This window comes from Paenibacillus amylolyticus, from assembly GCF_047302515.1.
GTDB classification, from domain to species: Bacteria; Bacillota; Bacilli; order Paenibacillales; family Paenibacillaceae; genus Paenibacillus; species Paenibacillus amylolyticus_G.
The window spans coordinates 5,324,771-5,344,763 of sequence record NZ_CP168019.1; the positions used below are offsets into that span (position 1 = coordinate 5,324,771).

16 protein-coding genes are annotated in these 19,993 nt (G+C 48.8%); 9 read left to right on the plus strand and 7 right to left on the minus strand.

The window, feature by feature from the left end; translation table 11 throughout:
- Positions 1-201: 201 nt before the first annotated feature.
- The 3 genes from ACDJ59_RS23190 to ACDJ59_RS23200 form a co-directional block, all read right to left on the minus strand.
- Complete coding sequence (locus ACDJ59_RS23190) at positions 202-513, minus strand: hypothetical protein (RefSeq protein WP_017690878.1); 312 nt, start codon at positions 511-513, stop codon at positions 202-204.
- A 263-nt stretch (positions 514-776) separates the two neighbouring features.
- Positions 777-884, minus strand: coding sequence for a YjcZ family sporulation protein (locus tag ACDJ59_RS23195; protein ID WP_221825910.1), 108 nt, complete (start codon positions 882-884; stop codon positions 777-779).
- A gap of 43 nt (positions 885-927) precedes the next feature.
- Positions 928-1,032, minus strand: coding sequence for a hypothetical protein (locus ACDJ59_RS23200; RefSeq protein WP_017690880.1), 105 nt, complete (start codon positions 1,030-1,032; stop codon positions 928-930).
- A gap of 443 nt (positions 1,033-1,475) precedes the next feature.
- Here ACDJ59_RS23200 and ACDJ59_RS23205 point away from each other — a divergent pair, with 443 nt between their 5' ends.
- On the plus strand, positions 1,476-2,600 hold the full coding sequence (locus ACDJ59_RS23205) for a PsbP-related protein (protein WP_413406105.1): 1,125 nt from the start codon (positions 1,476-1,478) through the stop codon (positions 2,598-2,600).
- Positions 2,601-2,722: 122 nt separating this feature from the next.
- Here the strand turns inward: ACDJ59_RS23205 and ACDJ59_RS23210 are convergent, their stop codons facing one another.
- Positions 2,723-3,049 carry an MTH1187 family thiamine-binding protein gene (locus ACDJ59_RS23210; protein WP_017690882.1) on the minus strand — a complete coding sequence of 109 codons (327 nt, stop codon included), beginning with the start codon at positions 3,047-3,049 and terminating at the stop codon, positions 2,723-2,725.
- A 769-nt stretch (positions 3,050-3,818) separates the two neighbouring features.
- On the opposite strand from ACDJ59_RS23210, the gene ACDJ59_RS23215 reads away from it, so the two are divergent.
- The 4 genes from ACDJ59_RS23215 to ACDJ59_RS23230 all read left to right on the plus strand — a co-directional run bounded on the left by ACDJ59_RS23215 (position 3,819) and on the right by ACDJ59_RS23230 (position 9,591).
- Positions 3,819-6,137: a ribonucleoside-diphosphate reductase subunit alpha gene (locus ACDJ59_RS23215; protein ID WP_074093315.1), complete on the plus strand. Its 2,319-nt coding sequence runs from the start codon at positions 3,819-3,821 to the stop codon at positions 6,135-6,137.
- Positions 6,138-6,346: 209 nt separating this feature from the next.
- Positions 6,347-7,378 carry a ribonucleotide-diphosphate reductase subunit beta gene (locus ACDJ59_RS23220; RefSeq protein ID WP_413406107.1) on the plus strand — a complete coding sequence of 344 codons (1,032 nt, stop codon included), beginning with the start codon at positions 6,347-6,349 and terminating at the stop codon, positions 7,376-7,378.
- A gap of 182 nt (positions 7,379-7,560) precedes the next feature.
- The gene (locus ACDJ59_RS23225) at positions 7,561-8,535 is read left to right on the plus strand and encodes an SMI1/KNR4 family protein (RefSeq protein ID WP_413406109.1); all 975 of its coding nucleotides are present in this window, start codon (positions 7,561-7,563) and stop codon (positions 8,533-8,535) included.
- Between the two features lie 21 nt (positions 8,536-8,556).
- Entirely contained in the window at positions 8,557-9,591 is a 1,035-nt protein-coding gene (locus ACDJ59_RS23230; protein ID WP_413406111.1) for a phosphotransferase family protein, read from the plus strand.
- A gap of 184 nt (positions 9,592-9,775) precedes the next feature.
- Here ACDJ59_RS23230 and ACDJ59_RS23235 read toward each other — a convergent pair whose 3' ends face one another.
- Positions 9,776-11,587 (minus strand): S9 family peptidase, encoded by a 1,812-nt coding sequence (locus tag ACDJ59_RS23235; RefSeq protein ID WP_413406113.1) that lies wholly within the window; start codon positions 11,585-11,587, stop codon positions 9,776-9,778.
- A 141-nt stretch (positions 11,588-11,728) separates the two neighbouring features.
- Positions 11,729-12,148 (minus strand): metallothiol transferase FosB, encoded by a 420-nt coding sequence (fosB, locus tag ACDJ59_RS23240; RefSeq protein WP_413406115.1) that lies wholly within the window; start codon positions 12,146-12,148, stop codon positions 11,729-11,731.
- A 155-nt stretch (positions 12,149-12,303) separates the two neighbouring features.
- On the opposite strand from fosB, the gene ACDJ59_RS23245 reads away from it, so the two are divergent.
- The 4 genes from ACDJ59_RS23245 (at position 12,304) to ACDJ59_RS23260 (ending at position 17,992) form a co-directional block, all read left to right on the plus strand.
- Complete coding sequence (locus ACDJ59_RS23245) at positions 12,304-13,203, plus strand: glucose 1-dehydrogenase (protein ID WP_413406117.1); 900 nt, start codon at positions 12,304-12,306, stop codon at positions 13,201-13,203.
- A gap of 124 nt (positions 13,204-13,327) precedes the next feature.
- Positions 13,328-14,938 carry a gamma-glutamyltransferase family protein gene (locus tag ACDJ59_RS23250; RefSeq protein ID WP_413409899.1) on the plus strand — a complete coding sequence of 537 codons (1,611 nt, stop codon included), beginning with the start codon at positions 13,328-13,330 and terminating at the stop codon, positions 14,936-14,938.
- 367 nt (positions 14,939-15,305) lie between these two features.
- A complete protein-coding gene (locus tag ACDJ59_RS23255; RefSeq protein WP_413406119.1) occupies positions 15,306-16,313 on the plus strand; it encodes a BMP family lipoprotein in 1,008 nt (335 codons plus the stop codon).
- 26 nt (positions 16,314-16,339) lie between these two features.
- On the plus strand, positions 16,340-17,992 hold the full coding sequence (locus ACDJ59_RS23260) for a methyl-accepting chemotaxis protein (protein WP_413406121.1): 1,653 nt from the start codon (positions 16,340-16,342) through the stop codon (positions 17,990-17,992).
- A gap of 176 nt (positions 17,993-18,168) precedes the next feature.
- On the opposite strand, the gene ACDJ59_RS23265 is transcribed toward ACDJ59_RS23260, so the two are convergent.
- The gene (locus tag ACDJ59_RS23265; RefSeq protein ID WP_413406123.1) at positions 18,169-19,848 is read right to left on the minus strand and encodes an NAD(P)H-hydrate dehydratase; all 1,680 of its coding nucleotides are present in this window, start codon (positions 19,846-19,848) and stop codon (positions 18,169-18,171) included.
- Positions 19,849-19,993: the final 145 nt, after the last annotated feature.

The following is a 19,993-nucleotide window of genomic DNA, read 5'->3' on the forward strand; positions in this document are numbered from 1 at the left end:
AGCGTCTGTGGAGTTCGTTAAAGATAGTAATCCCAACACTTAATTCTAATAAAAAGGGACACCGCAGGATGAAACCCTACGCTGTCCCTTTCTGAATCATAGGTACGTTATGCCCCAACATGGAACTCAAACTCGGAGTTTATTTAGAGCACCTATCGCAACGATCCACGATCAGCAAAGTCTCCTTGCACTCACAAAGACTTAGATAAACATCGTTTTGGAGATGATGACCAGCAAGATGAACAGTACGAGGATCGTACCCATGGAACCCCAGCTTCCGCCGCCATGACCATAGGATACTCCACAACCCTGTTGATAACCGTGCATCATTGGAGCCTGATTGGCATGGTGTCCGTATCCATAGCCATATCCCATTGGCATTGTTCCACAACCATATCCATACCCATGCATTTCATGACCTGTGTATTGGTATCCTTGCATATGCTCATAACCTCCCATATGTCCGTATACGTGTCCCTGTCCGTTCGGTGAATTCGGTTTTACTTCGCTCATTGTTCATTCCTCCTTAACATTTGCCTACACCCCTAAGCTATGTATTCAGCCTACCTCTGGACCGGGCTATCGCCCTCATTTTGACAAAATGGGCGTTTAGCCATTAGGTACCTTCCCCATTTTCGAAGCATACGCCGTCCTTCCATTACTTGAATCCCACCAATTCTTCCGTTCAACCACAAGCTATCTTATCTTCCTGGCTCTCCACCATGCTTGTCCTCTAGAAAAAAAACTCCACCGGTTGCCCGGCAGAGCTCGCCATATTATACCCAGAAAGATTTAGTGATGATTACGAGCAGAATGAACAGAACCAGGATTGCTCCAGTCGATGTCCAGCCGCCGTATCCTGCGCCTCCGACTACTTCACTCATACAGAACCCTCCTTTACGAATATATTAGGGTCCAAGCGGTTTATTAGATCAAGAATGCTTTAGAGATGATGACCAACAAGATAAAGAGAACCAAGATCGCGCCAGTCGATGTCCATGCGCCGCCGTATCCACCTACTACTCCACTCATGTAAACCCCTCCTTTGATTTGAGGTACAGTTCACTATATGCACCAATCACACATGGGACCGGGCTCAGGTCGAAAATGGGCTGTTTTTTTCCACCGACTATTCGTTAATTGCACCTACATAAAGGGTTAGTTTTTAAGTCGGAATGTTATGTTCAAATATGTTTAAGTCATAAATAAATCCCACGGTTATATCAACCAAATGTATGTACTGTCGTTCAAAATGGATACCAATACGGTATATTATTAGCTTCTAACTTGTTAAATACAGATAAATTACCTTTTTAGTAATTATGAATACTGGAATCTTTATTTATGTTATTATTTTACTAATAAAGTAGAAAGGAGTTTCTATGCTCACCGCCTAAACTAGATTATCCCAAACGAATGATGACCTTAGAAAAAATCCCAACCGATGGGAAGCACATTAGGAGAAATTAGACATAATGAAGAAACTTATTACGATTTTGGCATTAACCACATTGCTTACTGCTTGTGGTAATTCAGAAACAAACACAACAACCAATAGCCAAGCGTCCGAAGCATCCAAAGCAACTGAAACTGTCTCAACAGAAGCAAAAGCTACGAAATACACTACATATAGTGGAGAAGGATTTTCTTTTGCATATCCTGAATCCTGGAAAAGCGTAGATACAAGTCAAATGAATGCTCCATCCATTAAAGCTGCTTTTTCAGACCAATCTTCATCAGTCACATTTGCAGATAATATGAATCTGACGATTGAGGCCAGCTCAACCGGTTCAATTAATCCTGAAGAATACGCCAATAATATAGTGGATTATTACACACAAAGCGGTTCAAGCATCGGCATTTCCGATTATAAAAAAACCAGCTACACAAACAAGCCTTATAAAGAATATAGCGCTGGTGTCTTGGAAGGAGCCTATAAGCATTCCTCGGGTACAGATGTTATCCTTGTGCAGTATCTGATTCCGACCAATACAGAACTCTATACCATGACGTTAACCTACGCCAAGGATACTTATAATCAGGATGAGATCAAAGATATCCTTGATTCCCTAAGCATCACTGCTTCTCTGGAGCAAACAGCACCAACTGCAACGACTGGAAATTCATCTGCCACAGCATCAGCTGCCGATTTCTTTAATGAGTTAACTCCGTACATTACAGAAGACACAGCCTTTATGGAGCAGGCATCTTATGATTTCTTTGGTAAACATAACGATGTATTCCCTGCCATTACGGCAGAACTAAGCAAAAAGGTACAGGGGCTCGTTGACTCCAATGTAACGACCCGTCATCTGAATAAAAATGTAGCCAACTATTACAATACTTTCGTACAAGTTAACGGGGAAGTCATTTCCGTTGAAGAAGATAGCTCTCTCGGAGCAACTTTCTCTGTCGTTCATGTCATGGATGAGAACGGAAACGATATTATAGCGTTATATCCTGCAATGACCGGAGATCTGCTTGACGGTGATTACGCTACTGTGATCGGTGCTCCAATTACCAACTTCTCTTTTGAAAATGTTGGCGGTGGTTACACCAACGCCACTTTGATTGGAGCCTCATTGGTAGTTGCAGATTAATTATAATGTTAAATGAGTATACAAAAAGACCAGCTTAATGAACGTTAAGCTGGTCTTTTTGTCTTTCAGTTTATAGATGTCAGAAATTCACGGTAATTACACAGACAGACACAATCTAACCTTTAATTAGGTCTTGCCTGAAGTGACGTCAGTTTATCCTGAACCGATTGTAACTTCTGTATACTTGAGGCATCCGGTTTATCACGACGGTCGTCAATTTTGACGGATGTGGAAACACGCTGAGCTCCTGACAAAAACGGCGCTTCATGCAGAGCCGCAATTGCTGTAAAGATCTCGTTAAGCGGTCCCTCAATAATGGTGCTCATGGAAGTTAACTGATATGTAATGCCCCGTTGATGTTCCAATACCTTTTGCATGTCCGCCACATAACTGCTTAGACTGGTTGTACCCGTTCCGATTGGAATTACAGTCACTTCTGCTATTGCCATTTTGCTCCGCCTCCTCTGGGCCCCGTGAACAACCGCTGCCGCTGATTTTAGTCGATTTTTGACTATTTTTATTCTACCAGTTGAATGCGTTACAATTCAAACTGACGTGATGACGTCATTCAAATTGTTCAAAAATTTTTTTTGATAAATCTTCAAATCTTCCAGTCCTTTTCCTTTGCGGATTCCTGGCTTAAATGGTATACTCGGAATTACGTTTTACTGTATCGGCCCACTTTACAAACACAATATGTTGGGTTACAGTATGTTGACAGCTACAAAATGTAGTAACACTGGATTTCTCCGCTTCTATTAGTCACCTTCTGCATTCTCGCGAAAAACAGGATGAAATCACCTCCAAAGGCACGTCCCTGTAGGTGTAAATCGCTTTCTCGAAACAGAGTTGACACAGAGGTTAACGGGGCTGTTTGGACTGCATCCGGTATCCTCAAACTACAGGCACATCTGCAATAGACAAAAGCTTACATAAGCACCCTTTTCTGTCGATATCCTGAACCTCTAAGACAGTAAGGAGAGCATCCATGGGCATTTTCAGCCGCGAGGCGGGGAGAATGCTTTTTATATGAGCATGTTCTGAATTGTGCTGTTTTGTGCTCCTCAAGTTGAGCGATTTAAGACATGAACTTGTCACCGCCGTTTCAGTCTGCCAAAAGCAACCTTTACCTTTTTCTCACCGTAAGACAACACTCAATTCTTTATATAAAGAATTTCTCCAATTTATCTCTTAAACATGCGAAAGCGAGGAATATTCATGCCACAAGTTGTGACCAAGCCGAACAACCGCCAGCTTGCCTTTGATGATATGCGCATCTCGGTATATGCCGACCGTACTCTGGAAGGACTGGAAATGCTGGACAAGGAACGTCTGGTACGTGGGGTAAACAGCAAGCTCCGCCGTGATGAAGTTACCGGAGACGAAATCAGCAACGCTTTTATCATGAGCGCACTGGAACTGGTAACCAAAGAGGAGCCTAATTGGAAATTTGCAGCGGCACGCTCCCTGCTCACTTCCCTGTACAAAAAAGCGGCTACCAACCGCAGATACAAGTCTTACCCGGACGAGCCTTATGGCGCATTCCATCCCCTTCTTGTAGATCTCGTGAAGAAAGGTATCTACCGCGAAGAATTACTGGAATGTTACACCAAAGAACAGATCGACGAACTTGCTGAGTGCATTGACTACCGCAACGATCTGCTCTTCGATTACATCGGCTTGCTCACACTGGCAGAACGTTACCTCGCACACGATTTTGATGGAAAAGTAATGGAATTGCCGCAAGAGCGTTATATGGTTATCGCCATGTTCCTAATGCACCAAGAGCCTGCCGAGAGACGTATGGATCTCGTCAAGGAAGCATACTGGGCAATGAGCAACATGTACATGACTGCAGCTACTCCTACGATGTCCAATGCAGGTAAAAAAGTAGCCGGTCAACTTTCCAGCTGCTTCATTGATACGGTGGACGACTCACTCGAAGGTATCTTCGATTCCAACACAGATGTAGCTCGTCTGAGCAAAATGGGTGGTGGCATCGGCGTTTACCTCGGCAAAGTCAGAGCTCGTGGTTCGGATATCCGTGGTCACCAAAATACAAGTTCCGGTGTAATCCCTTGGATTCGCCAACTGAATAATACAGCGGTCAGCGTAGACCAGCTCGGTACGCGTAAAGGTGCCATTGCCGTGTACCTGGACGTTTTCCACAAAGACATTCTGGCCTTCCTCGATCTGAAGCTGAACAACGGCGACGAGCGTATGCGTGCGCATGACGTATTCCACGGCATCTGTCTGCCTGACTTGTTCATGGAGCGGGTATCCACCCGTGGCGAATGGAGCCTGTTCTGTCCGCACGAAACAAAGAAAGTGATGGGCTGGAAGGACGAGAATGGTCGTGCACTCGGACTGGAAGATTTCTATGATGAATCCTTTGGCGAAGGTGCGTTCCGTGATAAATACGAAGAAGCGGTGAATCACCCACTGCTGTCCCGGATTACAGTACAGGCGATTGACATCATGAAGCGTGTACTGAAATCCCAACTGGAGACAGGTACGCCATACATGTTCTACCGGGATACGGTTAACCGCTCGAACCCTAACCGTGCACACGGTATGGTATACTCCTCCAACCTGTGTACCGAAATTATGCAGAACCAGTCTGCCACTGTGATTGAAAAGGAAGAACTCGTAACCAAGGATGGACAAACTCGCATCGTGATCTCCAAAGTGCCTGGCGACTTTGTTGTCTGCAACCTGAACTCCATCCATCTGGCACGTGCTATACCTCATAATGTATTGGAGCGCCTCGTTCCAATTCAGGTGCGCATGCTGGACAACGTTATCGACATTAACAACATTGAAGTGCTGCAAGCCCAATATACCAACAGCCAATATCGCGCAGTCGGTCTGGGAACGTTTGGACTTCACCACCTGCTTGCTCTCGAAGGCATTCATTGGGAGTCTGACGAAGCTGTAACGTATAACGATAATCTGTATGAAAAAATTAACTACCTGCTCGTGAAATCCAGTATGGAGCTGTCCAAAGAAAAAGGACATTATCCGAAGTTCAAAGGTTCCGATTGGGAAAGTGGTCATTACTTCGACCAACGCGAGTACACATCAGGTGAGCGCGTAGGCGAGTTCGTGACAACCGAACAGTGGAAAGAACTTCAAGCCGAAGTACGACAAAACGGTGTACGTAATGCCTGGTTGTTCGCCATTGCACCTAACGGTTCCACGTCCATTATTGCCGGTTCAACGGCTAGTATTGATCCGCTCTATGAGCTGTTATCTTATGAAGAGAAAACAACTTACAAAATTGCCAATCCGGCTCCGGATCTGTCCGAAAAAACAAGCCCTTATTACCAAACAGCGTTCCAGGTGGATCAACATGCTTCCATTAATATGGCGGCTGCCCGTCAGCGCCACGTCGATCAGGGACAAAGTTTCAACTTCTACGTTCGACCAGATATTAAAGCAACAGAATTCCTGGAATTGCATCTGCACGCCTGGAGAGCCGGCATGAAATCAACTTATTATGTTCGTAGCCGTGCATTAACGATTGAAGAATCTTGATTTTTGCGCAAGTTACGTTTTATCCATGATAGAGAAGATTTACTAGATTCGAGGTGACCACCAGGGCATCCTGTTTTGATTGCAAAATGGCGTTGCCCTGGTTCTTTTTTGCCTAAAACACGATCACAGCATCGCAAGATGTTGATATAGATGATTTACCAAAGTTCTGTCGGCAGAACATTATGAAATTTCAAGGAGTGAACGGAACAATGCAAGTACAGAAAATTTTCAACACCGAAGCCCCTAACCAATCAACCCGTATTATTGAAGGTGAATGCTCCGGTATCCTGAACTGGAACGACATTCGCATGCCTCATATGTACAAATTGTACAAAGTACTGCTACTTAACCACTGGATCGCAGACGAGATTCCAATGTCCAAAGATGCTTCCCAGTTTGCTCAACTGGACGAGGAAGAGCAACGTACATTCAAAATCAACATCTCCCTGCTCGCGGTACTTGATTCCATGCAGACGATGTTTGTTGGTGATGTAAAACGTTACTTTACTGATTCTTCACTCGAAGCGATCTCGGCCATTATCGGACAACAGGAAGTCGTTCATAACCAATCGTACTCCTACGTCCTGTCTTCGATCGTATCTGATCGGGAGCAGAAGGAAATTTTTGAATACTGGAAACATGATCCAGTCCTGCTTGACCGTAACCGTTTCATCGCAGACATTTACCAAACATTCCGTGACGAGCCGTCTCCACAGACGTTCTTCCAAGCTATGGTAGCCGATCTGGTACTCGAAGGTATCTTCTTCTATAGTACGTTTGCCTTCTTCTACAATCTGGCCCGTGACCAGAAAATGATGGCAACCAGCCAGATGATCTCGTATATCCAGCGGGATGAAAACCAACACTGTTACTTCTTCGCTGAAGTGTACAAACAGTTGCTGGTGGACTTCCCTGAACTGAACACACCTGAGAACATGGAATACGTATACACAACAATCCATCGTGCCGTTGAGCTTGAAACCAACTGGGCACATTACACACTCAGCAACGTGCGTGGTATTGACCTGAACGAATTGGAAGATTACATCAAGTACATCGCCAACAAACGTCTGCGTCTAATGGGTATGGAAAAAGCATATGAAGGTGTAGATGTAAACTGCATGCCTTGGATCAAACCATTCTCCGATGATGCACTAAATGCAACAAAAACCGACTTCTTCGAAGCCAAATCCCGTAACTACGGTAAAGTTGGCGACGATAATGGATTTGACGATTTGTAAAATCTTCTGATCGGGTATCTACTACTTGAGTATATCCGGTATAAATAAACACAAATTAAAGCACTCCCTTTGATAGAATGCCTTCATGGCTATCTGCATGCGGGAGTGTTTTTTTGTCTCTTAACCTTGTAAGATAGTTTTGAAAGAGATTCATACCCCTCCTACGGAAGTGAGGTCTATTCATGGAAAGAGAACTGCTGGAACAAATTAACTTGTGGCATGAGCAGGACCAATTCAGTCTCATTATTGAACTTATTGAAGGTATCCCCGTCGCAGAGCGGGATTATGATCTGATTGGTCAACTCGCCAGAGCCTATAACAATGACGCACGTTACCGCGAAGCCGTTCAACATTTGTTGTCTGTCCAGGAGCAAGGGGTAAGCGACCCTCTCTGGCAATACCGCTTGGGGTACGCCTACTGTTATATCGCCAACTATGAACAAGCACTTTTGGCTTTTGAGAGAGCGGACGAACTCTTGCCGCACGATGAATCTACCTTGGAATTCCTTCGTCAGGTTCGTCCCGAAGCGGACAAGATGCGTCGAGATCGCCAGCGTCATGAAGAGGAGCTTGCCGCATTCGAGCAGAGCGGTATACAGAACCATCTACGAGCCGCTTCAGGGACTTATAATCCCGCAACGTTCTGGGTACAGAGTGATTATGCGCAGGAAAATCATGTATCAGAACCTTTTGATGAAGAAGAGATTTTGACTATTGAGAAAGAACTAGGTTTCAAACTGCCCGCTTCCTATATTCAACTGATGAATACGCAGAACGGCGGCATCCCTGCGCTCACTGTATTTCCCACCAAAGAAGCGACTTCCTGGGCTGAGGATCACATTGCCATTTCAAGCATTATGGGAATTGGACACGATAAAATATACGCACTCGCTGGTGAGCTGGGAAGTCGGTTCATGATCGAGGATTGGGGATACCCCGACCTTGGGATTGTGATCTGTGATTGTCCATCCGCTGGTCATGATGTTGTTATGCTGGATTATCGTTTCTGTGGTCCTGAAGGCGAACCCTGTGTAGTTCATGTGGATCAGGAAAATGATTATGAGATTACATATCTTGCGCCGAATTTTGAAGCTTTCATCCGCGGATTGGTCGATGAGGGTACGTATGACCTGTCTGATGAAGAGAATGAGGACTAAAATCCAGGAGGGTCCGGCCATATGACAACCCGTATATATTTTGGTTCCAATCAACTTGGCGAAGTGGCCGCAGTTTCATTGCAGGATGCGCTGAATGAGCTTGACCTGGGGACCCTTGAAGATTATCGACGAACAGATAAAGGTGTTATGGGTCAGACACTGCTCATTCGCTCTTCCCGTGGAGAGTATATTCTGAAAGGCAACCCTTTATATGCAGGACAGTTACAGGAAGAAAAGTTCTTTGTAGAACAACTGGCAAAACATACGTCCATTCCTGTCCCTGATCCATATTTATTACATGAAGATACCCATCTGCTAGGCTGGAGTTATGCCATAATGCCGCGCCTGCCCGGTAATCACCTGTATGATCCAGCTTTCCAGGCTTCACTGTCACAGCAAGATCAGGAAGAGATCGCCTGTATGTTTGCCCATACTTTGGCTGAACTACACCGCTGGAAGGTGCCTGATGCCGGGGAATACGATCCTGTAGCGCAGCAGATTGTTTCCTTTGCAGGCGATTATCTGGACTGGTTGTACGGAACCATTCGTCACTGGTTACATGATGCTGAACAGTACTCGGTGATTACGGATGAAGATGTTCAGTGGGTGGACGAGCAATTCAAGAATGCTGAACCGGCATTTCGTTCCAGAGCTGTTCCATGTTTTGTTATGGGAGATTTCAAGGTCGAGAATATTCTGATTCAAAATCTGGACGACCGTTCTTCAGGGTGGCAGATTAGTGGTTTGTTCGATTTTACAACGGCCTATTTCGGAGACGGCACAGCCGACTTGACCAAAATGTCCACCAGGTATGTCCGTGAGGGTCAGCCAGAGCTGGCCGCACAGTTCCTTCGCTGCTACCGGGATCTGGTCTGTGCAGCAGATGTGGAGAAATACCAACACTTTCGCACACGTCTCAGCATGCATCTGCTCTATCAACGTATCTTGTGGTGGGGCGAAGCCAAAGCGACAGGACAAGTGACGTGGGCAGCCGACCTGCCTTTTGCACAGTGGGCGCAGCAGTCCATTAATTCGATTGTCGCATTGCTGGATTAGTAGATTAGTTAGTAGATTTGGACAGGTCGCTCAATGGATAGCGACCTTCCAAACTAACTTATGTATCGTTCCATATATATCGCCCAACATGCGGGCGCACGTATAAAACCGCCAGAGATCATCCATGATCTTTGGCGGTTTTCCTCATCTCACTATATTTAAGTCAACGATGGAATCTCTCAACTTAAGCTTGTGCAACGGGTGACTCCTGATGTTTCTGCAAAAACTCCAGCATCCGGCGGTACACAAGAATCTCGTTTGTTTTCCTGGAGAAGCCATGACCCTCATCATCCAGAACGATGTATTCCACATCAAGTCCCTTCGACTGGAGCGCAGCCACGATCTGATCGGATTCGGCCTTCACGACCCTTGGATCATTAGCACCCTGAATGACCAGCATTGGGTTCACCATCTGATCGAGATACGTAATCGGTGAATCCTTCGTTAAACGTTCGCGGTCACGGACCGGATCACCCAGCCAGTTATCCATCATCGGTTTCCAGTCTTCCGGTACGGATTCCAGGAATGTGAACAGGTTACTTGGCCCAAATATATCGACTGCAGCCCGGAACAGCTCCGGATGGCGCCCTGCCAATAACAGGGTCATATATCCCCCATAACTTCCACCTACCACAAACAACCGCTCTGGCGAGGTAATTCCCTGATCAAACAACCAGTTGATGCCGGCAACACAGTCCAGCCTTGGACCCTCACCCCAATCCCGCTCAACCAATTTGACGAATTCCGCACCATATCCGGTACTGCCCCGGAAATTCGGTGCAAAGACATGATAGCCCTGAGCGAGCATCATCTGGAACATCGGCCGAAAAAACTTTGCTTCGGATGCTTGCGGCCCACCATGAGGCCAAAATACGGTATAGCCATTGGCCTGCTCTGGTTTTGCTTTGAACAAGAGAGCTTCGATCTCCAGTCCGTCGTAGGAGTTATACCGAATAACGTCAGGATACACGAGATCACTTGGGTCCAGTCCGGTTACCCGATTGGCAGTCAGCGGCTCCCAGGACTCAGCACCTGCTATTTTGCGATAGATGTTATGCGGTTGAATCGCTCCACGTCCGAGAATATACACATTGCCAGCCTTTGTAACGATCACCTGCTCTATCGTATCCAGTGGCATCTCTATGCGCCGAGGCTCATCGGCATTTTTGCCCAATACGTACATACGATTCTCCGGCCCTGTAAGTGTCCAGAAATATAAGGTCTCGGAAGCCTGATGCCAGCGGATAAACTCCACATCTTCCCCTTCGATTTTGCACAATAAACGGAATTCACGGGTATCGATACGGTACTCAGCCACATAAGCGTATGCGGAGTCATCATTGGTAATGAACAGAAGACGATTATCATCTGCAAAAATCAGATCGGATACCTGACTATGGCGTTCTGAAGCTGGCAGAATCCCCATTTCTTCATTGTTTCGATACAGATGCGCCGTCTGATACGTATTGGAGTACATTTTTAAAATGACATAACTCTTCTCGTCAGGACTTACAGCCACCAGGCTGCTTGTAACCTCTTCTCCACTGTATAACAGTTCATCTTCCCCTGTCTCCAGATCAATGCGGCGTGAATTCAGATAATTCGGATTACCCGCGCTGGTGACATAATAGAGACGTTGTCCATCCTCGGACAACTCAGCGAAATAACAGCGATCATTCGGTTCCGCCGGAACCACAGGCAGTGGAACACCACCCTCGGGTGGAAGTGCATATAGATGATAGTTCTCATCTCCATCCCGATCAAACGCGGTAAGAAGATGACGTCCTTGCGGATCTGCTTTGATAAATTGACTGCTCTGATTCAAGTACGTTAAAGGATACGGGTACCCTCCAGGCAAATCCATCGCCCAAATATTCGGCTGACCGTTCAGATTGCTGTCCATGAACAAACGTTTCTCGTCTGCCGATACGGCAAAATGTGAAATACGGTACGTCTGAAAATATTGCTCGACATCCGGTTTAGGGAACTGAATCATGACAAACCTCCTTGGAATTGAACCAACGAATTTAACATTGGTAAATTAAGGTACCATTTGTCCATATTATAGGTAATGCCAATGTTTAGACAATAGATATGTGAGTTATAATTCCAGATTTTCTCCATCTGCACATGAAACTCACGTATAAAAGGTCATATGCGCTTTGTCTTCGCGATAATAATCCAACCTTTGCTTCATCGTACCTGTATGCAGTTCAAACAGATGACCATCCGGATCGGTAAAATAAACGGATAATGCATCCCGCCGATCTCTTGGCCTTCCGGGAAGAATGTCAGCACCCGCTGCTCGCAGCTGCTGTACAGACTCGTCGAACTCCTCTTCTGTAACGGTAAATGCAATATGGGTATAGGTTCGTTCCGTATAGTTGCGAATAACATCCTCCTGATTCAGGGCAATCCACAGACCAGCAAGCTCAAAATAAGCCAGTTTGCGTCCTTTCACCTGAATTTGGGCACCGAGAGCCTGCTCATAAAAGGTAATGGCCCGCTCCAGATTGGATACGGAAAAACACAAATGATTAATTCCTTGAATATTCATGTGGCTCCTGACACCTCCATTGATTTAAGGATCTATCCTTATTATGGTATATTTTGTGCAAAAAACAACCGCTCTGCTACCTCCCCTCGCACCTTCTTCTGGGCGAATGCATAGGTTATCCGTATCAATGAACGTTCGAGGAGGATGTAAAGCGAATGAATCCTGTCTATCCTTTTTATGGTGAGAAAACGGTATGCAAGGAGCAAAAGCTGGCATTTCCACCCCAGCATCAGGACCAGCAACCCGGTCTGGAAACTCTGATGGTGCCTGAACCGATCAGTGAAGATCCTGCCTATATCGGCAGCTGCAAACTCCAAGGTAAAGTTGCCATTATTACGGGTGGTGACAGTGGAATCGGCCGGGCGGCCGCCATCACTTTTGCCAAGGAAGGTGCGGATATCGTCATTGCTTATCTATATGAACGGACAGATGCCGAAAGGACTCGTGAACGGATCGAAGAACTGGGACAGCGCTGTCTCTTAATCGAGATTGATCTCCGCTTAAAGAAAAACTGTGAAGCCGTCATTCGCACAACCATGGAAACCTACGGGAAGATCGATATTCTGGTCAACAATCATGGCGTACAGTATGTGCAGCCAAGCATCGTTGATATTACAGAGGAACAGCTGTATCACACCTTTCAGACCAATGTGTTCGCCTATTTCTTTCTGATTCAGGCCGCTCTCCCCCATCTGTGCAGAGGTGCCTCCATTATCAATACGGCTTCCATTACAGCATATAAAGGCAACACTCAACTGATCGACTACTCTTCTACCAAAGGAGCCGTCGTATCGCTGACTCGTGTACTCGCCCAATCACTCGCTGCACAGGGAATCCGTGTGAATTCCGTCGCCCCGGGACCCATCTGGACACCGCTCATCCCTGCCAGTTTCTCCGCTGAGGATGTACAGGTATTTGGAACAGATACACCCATGGGTCGAGCTGGTCAGCCTTACGAACTGGCGGCAGCCTACGTTTATCTCGCTTCCCGCGATTCATCCTACGTCACAGGTGAATGCATTCATGTAAATGGCGGCGATATGGTAACGACATAGGCTGATGTCAGGTTGGATTTGGCAAGTGTGGCAGGATATCGGTTGTTCAGTTGCGAAGAGGGTTAGGAGTATGATCCGGTTATGCCGGAGCCTGACATCTAGCGACAAGGAGCTGAACAACCTGATGAACTTCGATCCACTCTACCAACCGTACCCCTCTTACCGCGTGCCTGTGTATGCGAAACAAGGCATGGTCGCCACGTCACAGCCACTGGCTGCACAAGCTGGTCTGGATGTATTGAAAAAAGGCGGCAACGCCATCGATGCCGCCATTGCAACTGCGGCAGCACTCACGGTGCTGGAGCCAACGTCCAATGGCATTGGAGGCGATGCTTTTGCCCTCGTCTGGACCGAGGGCAAACTGCATGGCCTGAATGCCAGCGGCCCTGCGCCTCAGGGCATATCCATTGAGGCGCTTCAAGCGGCAGGCCATACGGAGATGCCGAAGCTTGGGGTTGTTCCGGTGACGGTGCCTGGCGCACCGGCGGGTTGGGCTGAGCTCAGCCGCCGTTTCGGGCGGCTCACGCTGGCGGAAGCACTGGAACCGGCCATCCGCTATGCGGAGGAAGGTTACCCGCTTGCGCCTGGGCTGGCCCGCCACTGGGTAAGGGCAGCCGAGATCTATGCACGCCAGGGTGATGCGGAGGCAGGGCGTGCGTGGTTTGAGACATTTGCTCCAGGCGGGCGTGTTCCCGCAGCTGGAGAGATGTGGCGCTCGCCGGATCATGCGGCGACTTTGCGCCAGATTGGCGAGAGCGAAGCGCGAGACTTTTACGAAGGAGAACTGGCAGAGCGCATTCATTCCTTTATGGCAGAGCACGGTGGTTATCTGACTCGCGAAGATCTGAAGGCTTTCCAGCCTGAGTGGGTTGATCCCATCTCCGTCTCCTATCGTGGTTACGATGTATGGGAGATTCCGCCGAATGGACAAGGATTGATCGCTCTCGCAGCGCTTAATCTCCTGAAGGGATATGATTTTGACGAGAAAGAATCCGTTCTGGCATATCATCAGCAGCTCGAAGCCATGAAGCTGGCGTTTGCCGATGGGGAGAAATATATTACCGAAGAACGCAAAATGGGTGTGACGGTAGAGGAACTGCTGTCCGAGGCATACGCGAAAGAACAGCGCAAACTCATTGGTGATACCGCACGTGCACCTGAGGCAGGTGATCCACGAGCAAGTGGAACGGTCTATCTGGCTACGGCGGACGGTGAAGGCAACATGGTTTCCTTTATTCAGAGCAACTATATGGGCTTCGGGTCCGGACTGGTTGTTCCGGGTACAGGCATTGCATTGCAGAATCGCGGACACAATTTCTCACTCGACCCAAGTCATGCAAACGCTCTGGAGCCGGGCAAACGAACGTATCACACGATTATTCCGGGGTTCCTCACCCGTGGCAGTGAAGCGGTAGGGCCATTCGGTGTCATGGGTGGTTTCATGCAACCGCAGGGTCATGTGCAGGTGGTCATGAATACGATCGATTATCACCTGAACCCACAGGCCACCTTGGATTCTCCGCGCTGGCAGTGGACGAAGGGCAAAACAATTCTCGTGGAACCGGGTTTCCCGCAGCATATCGCTCAGGCACTCGCCCGCAAAGGACATGATATTCAAGTGGCACTCGATCCATCCCAGTTTGGACGCGGTCAGATCATCTGGCGCAACCCGGACAATGGCGTATTATGCGGGGGTACGGAAACCCGAGCGGATGGCTCAATTGCGGCTTGGTAAAACTCGCGTCATTTTTATAATAGGATGATCACCTTATCATTCGTATAGGGTGAAATTTTAAGGCACAACAGAGGTGATTCATGTCATCTCTGTTGTGCCTTTTTTCGACTTCTAACATCAGTAAACAACATACTGTAGATATTTATGTACCCTTTTAACTAGAGAAATGTAAAAATAATGTGTAATTCATGAAAAATATTTATTTTTTCGTAAATTTTCACTACACACCATAAATCACAGTGCCTTTCTGACCGATATAGATAAAGGGAAATCCTCACCATACGTGTCATCATGTACACGTCATTCCCTGGAGCTAAGGAACCATGCAAAACAGAAAAATGCGACTACAGAAATGAGGGTACCACACATGAAAACAAACAAGAACAGACGCGCAGGTCTAGGTCTCACCATAATGATGATCCTGACGGTACTGATCCTGGGGGCATGTTCAGCCAACAATACAACAACGGCAACAGACACAAGAACAAAGGTTGGGATCGTGCTTACGGAAGTGGGTCTGGGTGACCGTTCTTTTAATGATGCTGCTTTTGATGGACTGGTTCAGGCCAGAAATGAGAAAAGCATTGTCTTTGACTATCGTGAACCGGGCGACAATGCCGAAGCTGCATTTGAAGAGTTTGCGCAAGCCAAATTCGATCTGGTTATCGGCCTGAGTGATGCTGTCCAAGCGGATATGGAAAAAGTTGCAGCCAAATATCCTGACCAGCAGTTCCTCATGATTGACAGTCATTCCGAACTGCCTAACATTGCCTCCATTTCATTCCGGGCGGAAGAAGGAAGTTATCTGGCAGGTGTTATTGCCGCTATGGCTTCAACGGAAGATCATGTTGGCTTCCTTGGTGGAATAGAGATACCGGTCCTTCGTAATTTCGAGCAGGGTTTCAAACAAGGTGTTCTGGCTGTCAAGCCGAATGCAACCGTTGATGTCGTCTACGCAGGGGACTTTGGCAATGCCGAGCTGGGTGAACAACTGGCTGCAGAGATGATTCAGGAAAAGGGCGCTGACGTGATCTACGTTGCTGCCGGTCTCACAGGCGTAGGCGCACTGACGGAGATTCAGAAATTAGGGAAATACGCCATCGGTGTAGATACCGATCAATTCTTTTTGGCGGAAAAATCCATTCTTACGTCCATGCTGAAAAATGTGGATGTTTCTATCTATAATGCCGTTAACACGTTTGTTCAAAACAATCATACCTTCCCTCAAAAGGAAATCGTGGAGGGGCTGGCGGAGAACGCCGTGGGTCTGACTGCTCTACATAATATCACGCTCAGTGATGAACAACAGCAAACCTTCGAAGATCTGAAGGCAAAGATCTCTTCCGGTCAAATCAAAATTACGCTTGATCAATAACCCATCGGATACAAGGAGGTACGCACATGAAACTACAGGGAAAACTGATACTTAATGCTCTAATTTCACTACTTCTATGCCTTGTGCTAGTCGCTTATATCATCATGCAATTGCTCAACATGAATGCCAAAAATCAAAATCTGGTACCAGCCATGCTCAAGGTGAGTGAACTGAACGCCAATCAGATTCAGACCCAGCAAGCGCTGGATGTCTACTCATTCTCCATGACAGCAGGAAACCAGGACGCCGTGCTTCGCTTGCTGGATGAAGGCCAAACGATGATTCAGGAACTTACGGACGGATTGCTCGAAACAGATCAGCAGTTACAACTTATTCAGTCCATCGAGACAAAATTACAAGCTCTCAACCAGGGAGCCACCGAAGCGATGAGTGCGATGAACAGTGCGGAAGCGAAACGTTACAGCACTCGGGTTCGGGGTATACAGAATGATATCTATTCGTTAGATGAGATGACTCGGGATCGTTATGATCAATATACCGTCGATTTGGAACATGACATTCAGCAAACGTGGCAAACCGCTCTGGTAGGAGCCATCGTATTGCTCGTCGCCGTAATGCTGTTTAACATGTATACTTCACGTCAGATTGCCAAGCGTATTCGAACACTCAAAGACGCCGCGGGACAAATTGCGGACGGTGACCTGACCGGACAATTACCGGAATCTCGGGGCAAAGATGAACTCGATGACCTGAGTCGCTCCTTCGGTATCATGACTCATAATATCCGCGGCATTATTCAGTCGATTGGTGAAGCGGGTCATCGTGTCGATCTGATGGCGCAAGATATTGACCGCGGTAATGATACAGCCCAAGCGATCGTGCAGCAAGTATCCCGCACCACGGAGGAACTCTCGATTGGCAGTCAAAAAATTGCCGAGGATCTGAGTGAAACAGTGATGGTTGTGGACAAAATGCAGTCTACCTTCAATAACAATCTGGAGGCCACTTCCCAATCGGTAATCGATGGTCGTGAAGTATTAACTACCGTTGAGGAAGGTAATAAGGCTGTAGCGGAGCAACTCCGCTTGGCCGAAGTGAATCGTATGGCGATGGCCGAGGTAGAACAAACGGTGCGGGAACTGGAAGAAAGCGCGGTTCGGATCACTACGATGACGGCATATGTATCGGAGATTGCCAAACAAACGACCATGCTCTCGTTAAATGCCTCCATAGAGGCTGCTCGCGCTGGAGAAGCTGGACGTGGCTTCGCTGTTGTTGCGGGCGAGGTGAATAAACTCGCCGAACAATCTGCGCAATCGGTCAAACATATCTATGCGGCTGTGGGCGAGATCACAACCTCCATGGACAAGGTGAAGAACTCTGTAGCACAGAGCATGCAGTTATTCGGCGAACAGGAACAAGCCACTGGCCAGACTCGCGAATCCTTCTCTGCTATTCGTGAAAGTGTGGAGCGCATTAGTACGGGTATCCATCAGCTTGCTGAGGACATGCAACACTCCAATGAACTCAGTACACAGGTGCAACAGGCCATCGAAAATATCAGTGCCATCACCGAGCAGTCGGCTGCCAGCAGTGAAGAGATTACCGCCTCCACGTCGGAACAACAACGTTCCTTCGCTGATGCAAGTATCAAGGTGAAGTCATTGCGTGATATCAGTGCTGAGATGCATCAGGAACTGCTGCGTTTCCGGCTGTAGGCAGTTCGATTCGATGAATAAGGTACGGCTGGAAAGGATGGAATAGCAGAAAACCTCCAGTTTCTCTTGTAATGAGAGAAGCTGGAGGTTTTGTTGTTGATGCGAGAGAAGCTCGTTCGGGAGAACATCACCTCACTGATAGAGGACCAACACTGAGATTCACGCCTGATCCATCCTCACAGTGCGTCGATGATGTCTCCGGCCAGCAGGGACGATGGGTCACCGCGCAGCAGTGCTGCGCGTTCAGCGGCCTGTCCGTGGAGATATACGCCGAACGTGGCGGCTTGCTCCGCGCTGAGCCCTTGGGCAAGCAGACCGGCGATGATGCCGGTCAATACGTCTCCGGCACCGCCAGTCGCCATGCCGGCGTGCCCGGTGGTGTTGATGTACGCCTCGCCGGACGGCGTTGCGATGACCGTTCGTGCTCCTTTGAGCACAAGGGTCACGCCCTGCTCGCGGGTGTATTTTGCAGCGTGTCCAATGCGGTCACGCTGCACTTCCTGGGTCGACATGCCCAGCAGTCGGCCCATCTCGCCAGGGTGCGGCGTCAGGATTGTCGCCGCACTTCGCTGGCCCCAGTCGCGAGGCCCATGTGGGCCAGCGTCTGCCAGCATGTTGAGGGCGTCCGCGTCGATGACGAGCGGACGATCCGATTGTTGCCACAGACGGCGCAGCCAGTCTGTGTCGCCCTTGAAGCGGCCAAGGCCTGGGCCGGTCGCGAGCACGTCGCGGCTCTCCGCGAGACGCAGCACGGCGTCGGTGGAAGCCGCGTTCCATTCGCCGCTGTCGCCATCGGAGGCGGCAGCAAGCATGAGCTCGGGCACGGTGCCGATGACATGCGGCAGCAGTGCCGCGGGCAACGCCCATGTGGCGAGCCCGCAGCCTGCGCGCAGCGCGGCCTTGGCCGAGAGCAGGCCCGCGCCGCTCATCGGTAGACTTCCTGCGGCCAACAGTACGTGGCCGTAGGTGCCCTTGTGGCCGTCCGGTGCCCGTAGACGGCCTGTATCCACGCGCAGCGCACCGCGCAGCACCTCGTCCGTCAGCAGACGGACCGAGGGGCCATGCTCTGGCGCAAGCCGCGCGGGAATGCCGATGGCGCGCACCACAATGCGCCCCGCGGCAGAAGCACCCGGGTACTGCACCAGCCCGCGCTTGAGCAGCGCGAGACATACGGTCACCCGGGCTTGAATGCAGGACTCGTACACCTCTCCGGTGTCGGCGTCCAGCCCGCTTGGCACATCGGCGGACACGACCGGCTTGCCGCTGTCTTTCGCCGCCTCAATCAGCGCCGCGTAGGCTCCCCGCGGCGCTCCCCGCGAGCCGGTGCCCAGCAGCGCATCCACGATGCCTGTGCACCGGCTGAAGTCCACGGCTTCGCGCCCGTGGACAAGAGCAGGGATGCCAAGCTTCGCGGCGGCATCCCGTTGCACTGCGGCTTCGCCCCGCAGTGCATCAGGGGCATCGGCGTAGACCAATGTCACGCCAAGCCCTGCTTCAACCAAATGGCGCGCGGCCACTAGCCCATCGCCGCCATTATTGCCCTTGCCGATCAGCATGTACCACTGCTGATCTCCCAGGCGCTCCATCACCAGCGCCGGATCGGCGATGATGTCGCCACCATAACCTTGCCGATCACCGGGCCCGGTGTGTGCCCGCCTAGCATCGGTCTTGCTGCTATAGCCAAGCTGCCTTGAATCCACAAGCCGGCCTTCTGTCTGCCCTTCCCGGCACAGCTTGATCACTTCCTCAGCAATGGCTCGGCCTGCATTCTCCATTAGACTGGCAGCAGGAATACCCAGCTGATGAATGGTATACTCGTCCACAGCTCTCATTTGTTCAGCGGTTACGATAAACAACGTTCATCCCTCCCCGTGACAAGCTCATCTCATACTTAAAAGTAGCAACTTTGCACCTAAACGCTGCATCTTATATGTGTATCGCTTTCTTTCCTCTTACCTCATCCAGTTACCACGATCCACTCGATACATCATCGAAAACTCT

What these genes read in the sequence shown, in the direction of transcription:
- ACDJ59_RS23190 (WP_017690878.1), bottom strand. Translation starts at nt 513, where the DNA reads ATGAGCGAAGTAAAACCGAATTCACCGAACGGACAGGGACACGTATAC.
- ACDJ59_RS23195 (WP_221825910.1), bottom strand. Translation starts at nt 884, where the DNA reads ATGAGTGAAGTAGTCGGAGGCGCAGGATACGGCGGCTGGACATCGACT.
- ACDJ59_RS23200 (WP_017690880.1), bottom strand. Translation starts at nt 1,032, where the DNA reads ATGAGTGGAGTAGTAGGTGGATACGGCGGCGCATGGACATCGACTGGC.
- ACDJ59_RS23205 (WP_413406105.1), top strand. Translation starts at nt 1,476, where the DNA reads ATGAAGAAACTTATTACGATTTTGGCATTAACCACATTGCTTACTGCT.
- ACDJ59_RS23210 (WP_017690882.1), bottom strand. Translation starts at nt 3,049, where the DNA reads ATGGCAATAGCAGAAGTGACTGTAATTCCAATCGGAACGGGTACAACC.
- ACDJ59_RS23215 (WP_074093315.1), top strand. Translation starts at nt 3,819, where the DNA reads ATGCCACAAGTTGTGACCAAGCCGAACAACCGCCAGCTTGCCTTTGAT.
- ACDJ59_RS23220 (WP_413406107.1), top strand. Translation starts at nt 6,347, where the DNA reads ATGCAAGTACAGAAAATTTTCAACACCGAAGCCCCTAACCAATCAACC.
- ACDJ59_RS23225 (WP_413406109.1), top strand. Translation starts at nt 7,561, where the DNA reads ATGGAAAGAGAACTGCTGGAACAAATTAACTTGTGGCATGAGCAGGAC.
- ACDJ59_RS23230 (WP_413406111.1), top strand. Translation starts at nt 8,557, where the DNA reads ATGACAACCCGTATATATTTTGGTTCCAATCAACTTGGCGAAGTGGCC.
- ACDJ59_RS23235 (WP_413406113.1), bottom strand. Translation starts at nt 11,587, where the DNA reads ATGATTCAGTTCCCTAAACCGGATGTCGAGCAATATTTTCAGACGTAC.
- fosB (WP_413406115.1), bottom strand. Translation starts at nt 12,148, where the DNA reads ATGAATATTCAAGGAATTAATCATTTGTGTTTTTCCGTATCCAATCTG.
- ACDJ59_RS23245 (WP_413406117.1), top strand. Translation starts at nt 12,304, where the DNA reads ATGAATCCTGTCTATCCTTTTTATGGTGAGAAAACGGTATGCAAGGAG.
- ACDJ59_RS23250 (WP_413409899.1), top strand. Translation starts at nt 13,328, where the DNA reads ATGAACTTCGATCCACTCTACCAACCGTACCCCTCTTACCGCGTGCCT.
- ACDJ59_RS23255 (WP_413406119.1), top strand. Translation starts at nt 15,306, where the DNA reads ATGAAAACAAACAAGAACAGACGCGCAGGTCTAGGTCTCACCATAATG.
- ACDJ59_RS23260 (WP_413406121.1), top strand. Translation starts at nt 16,340, where the DNA reads ATGAAACTACAGGGAAAACTGATACTTAATGCTCTAATTTCACTACTT.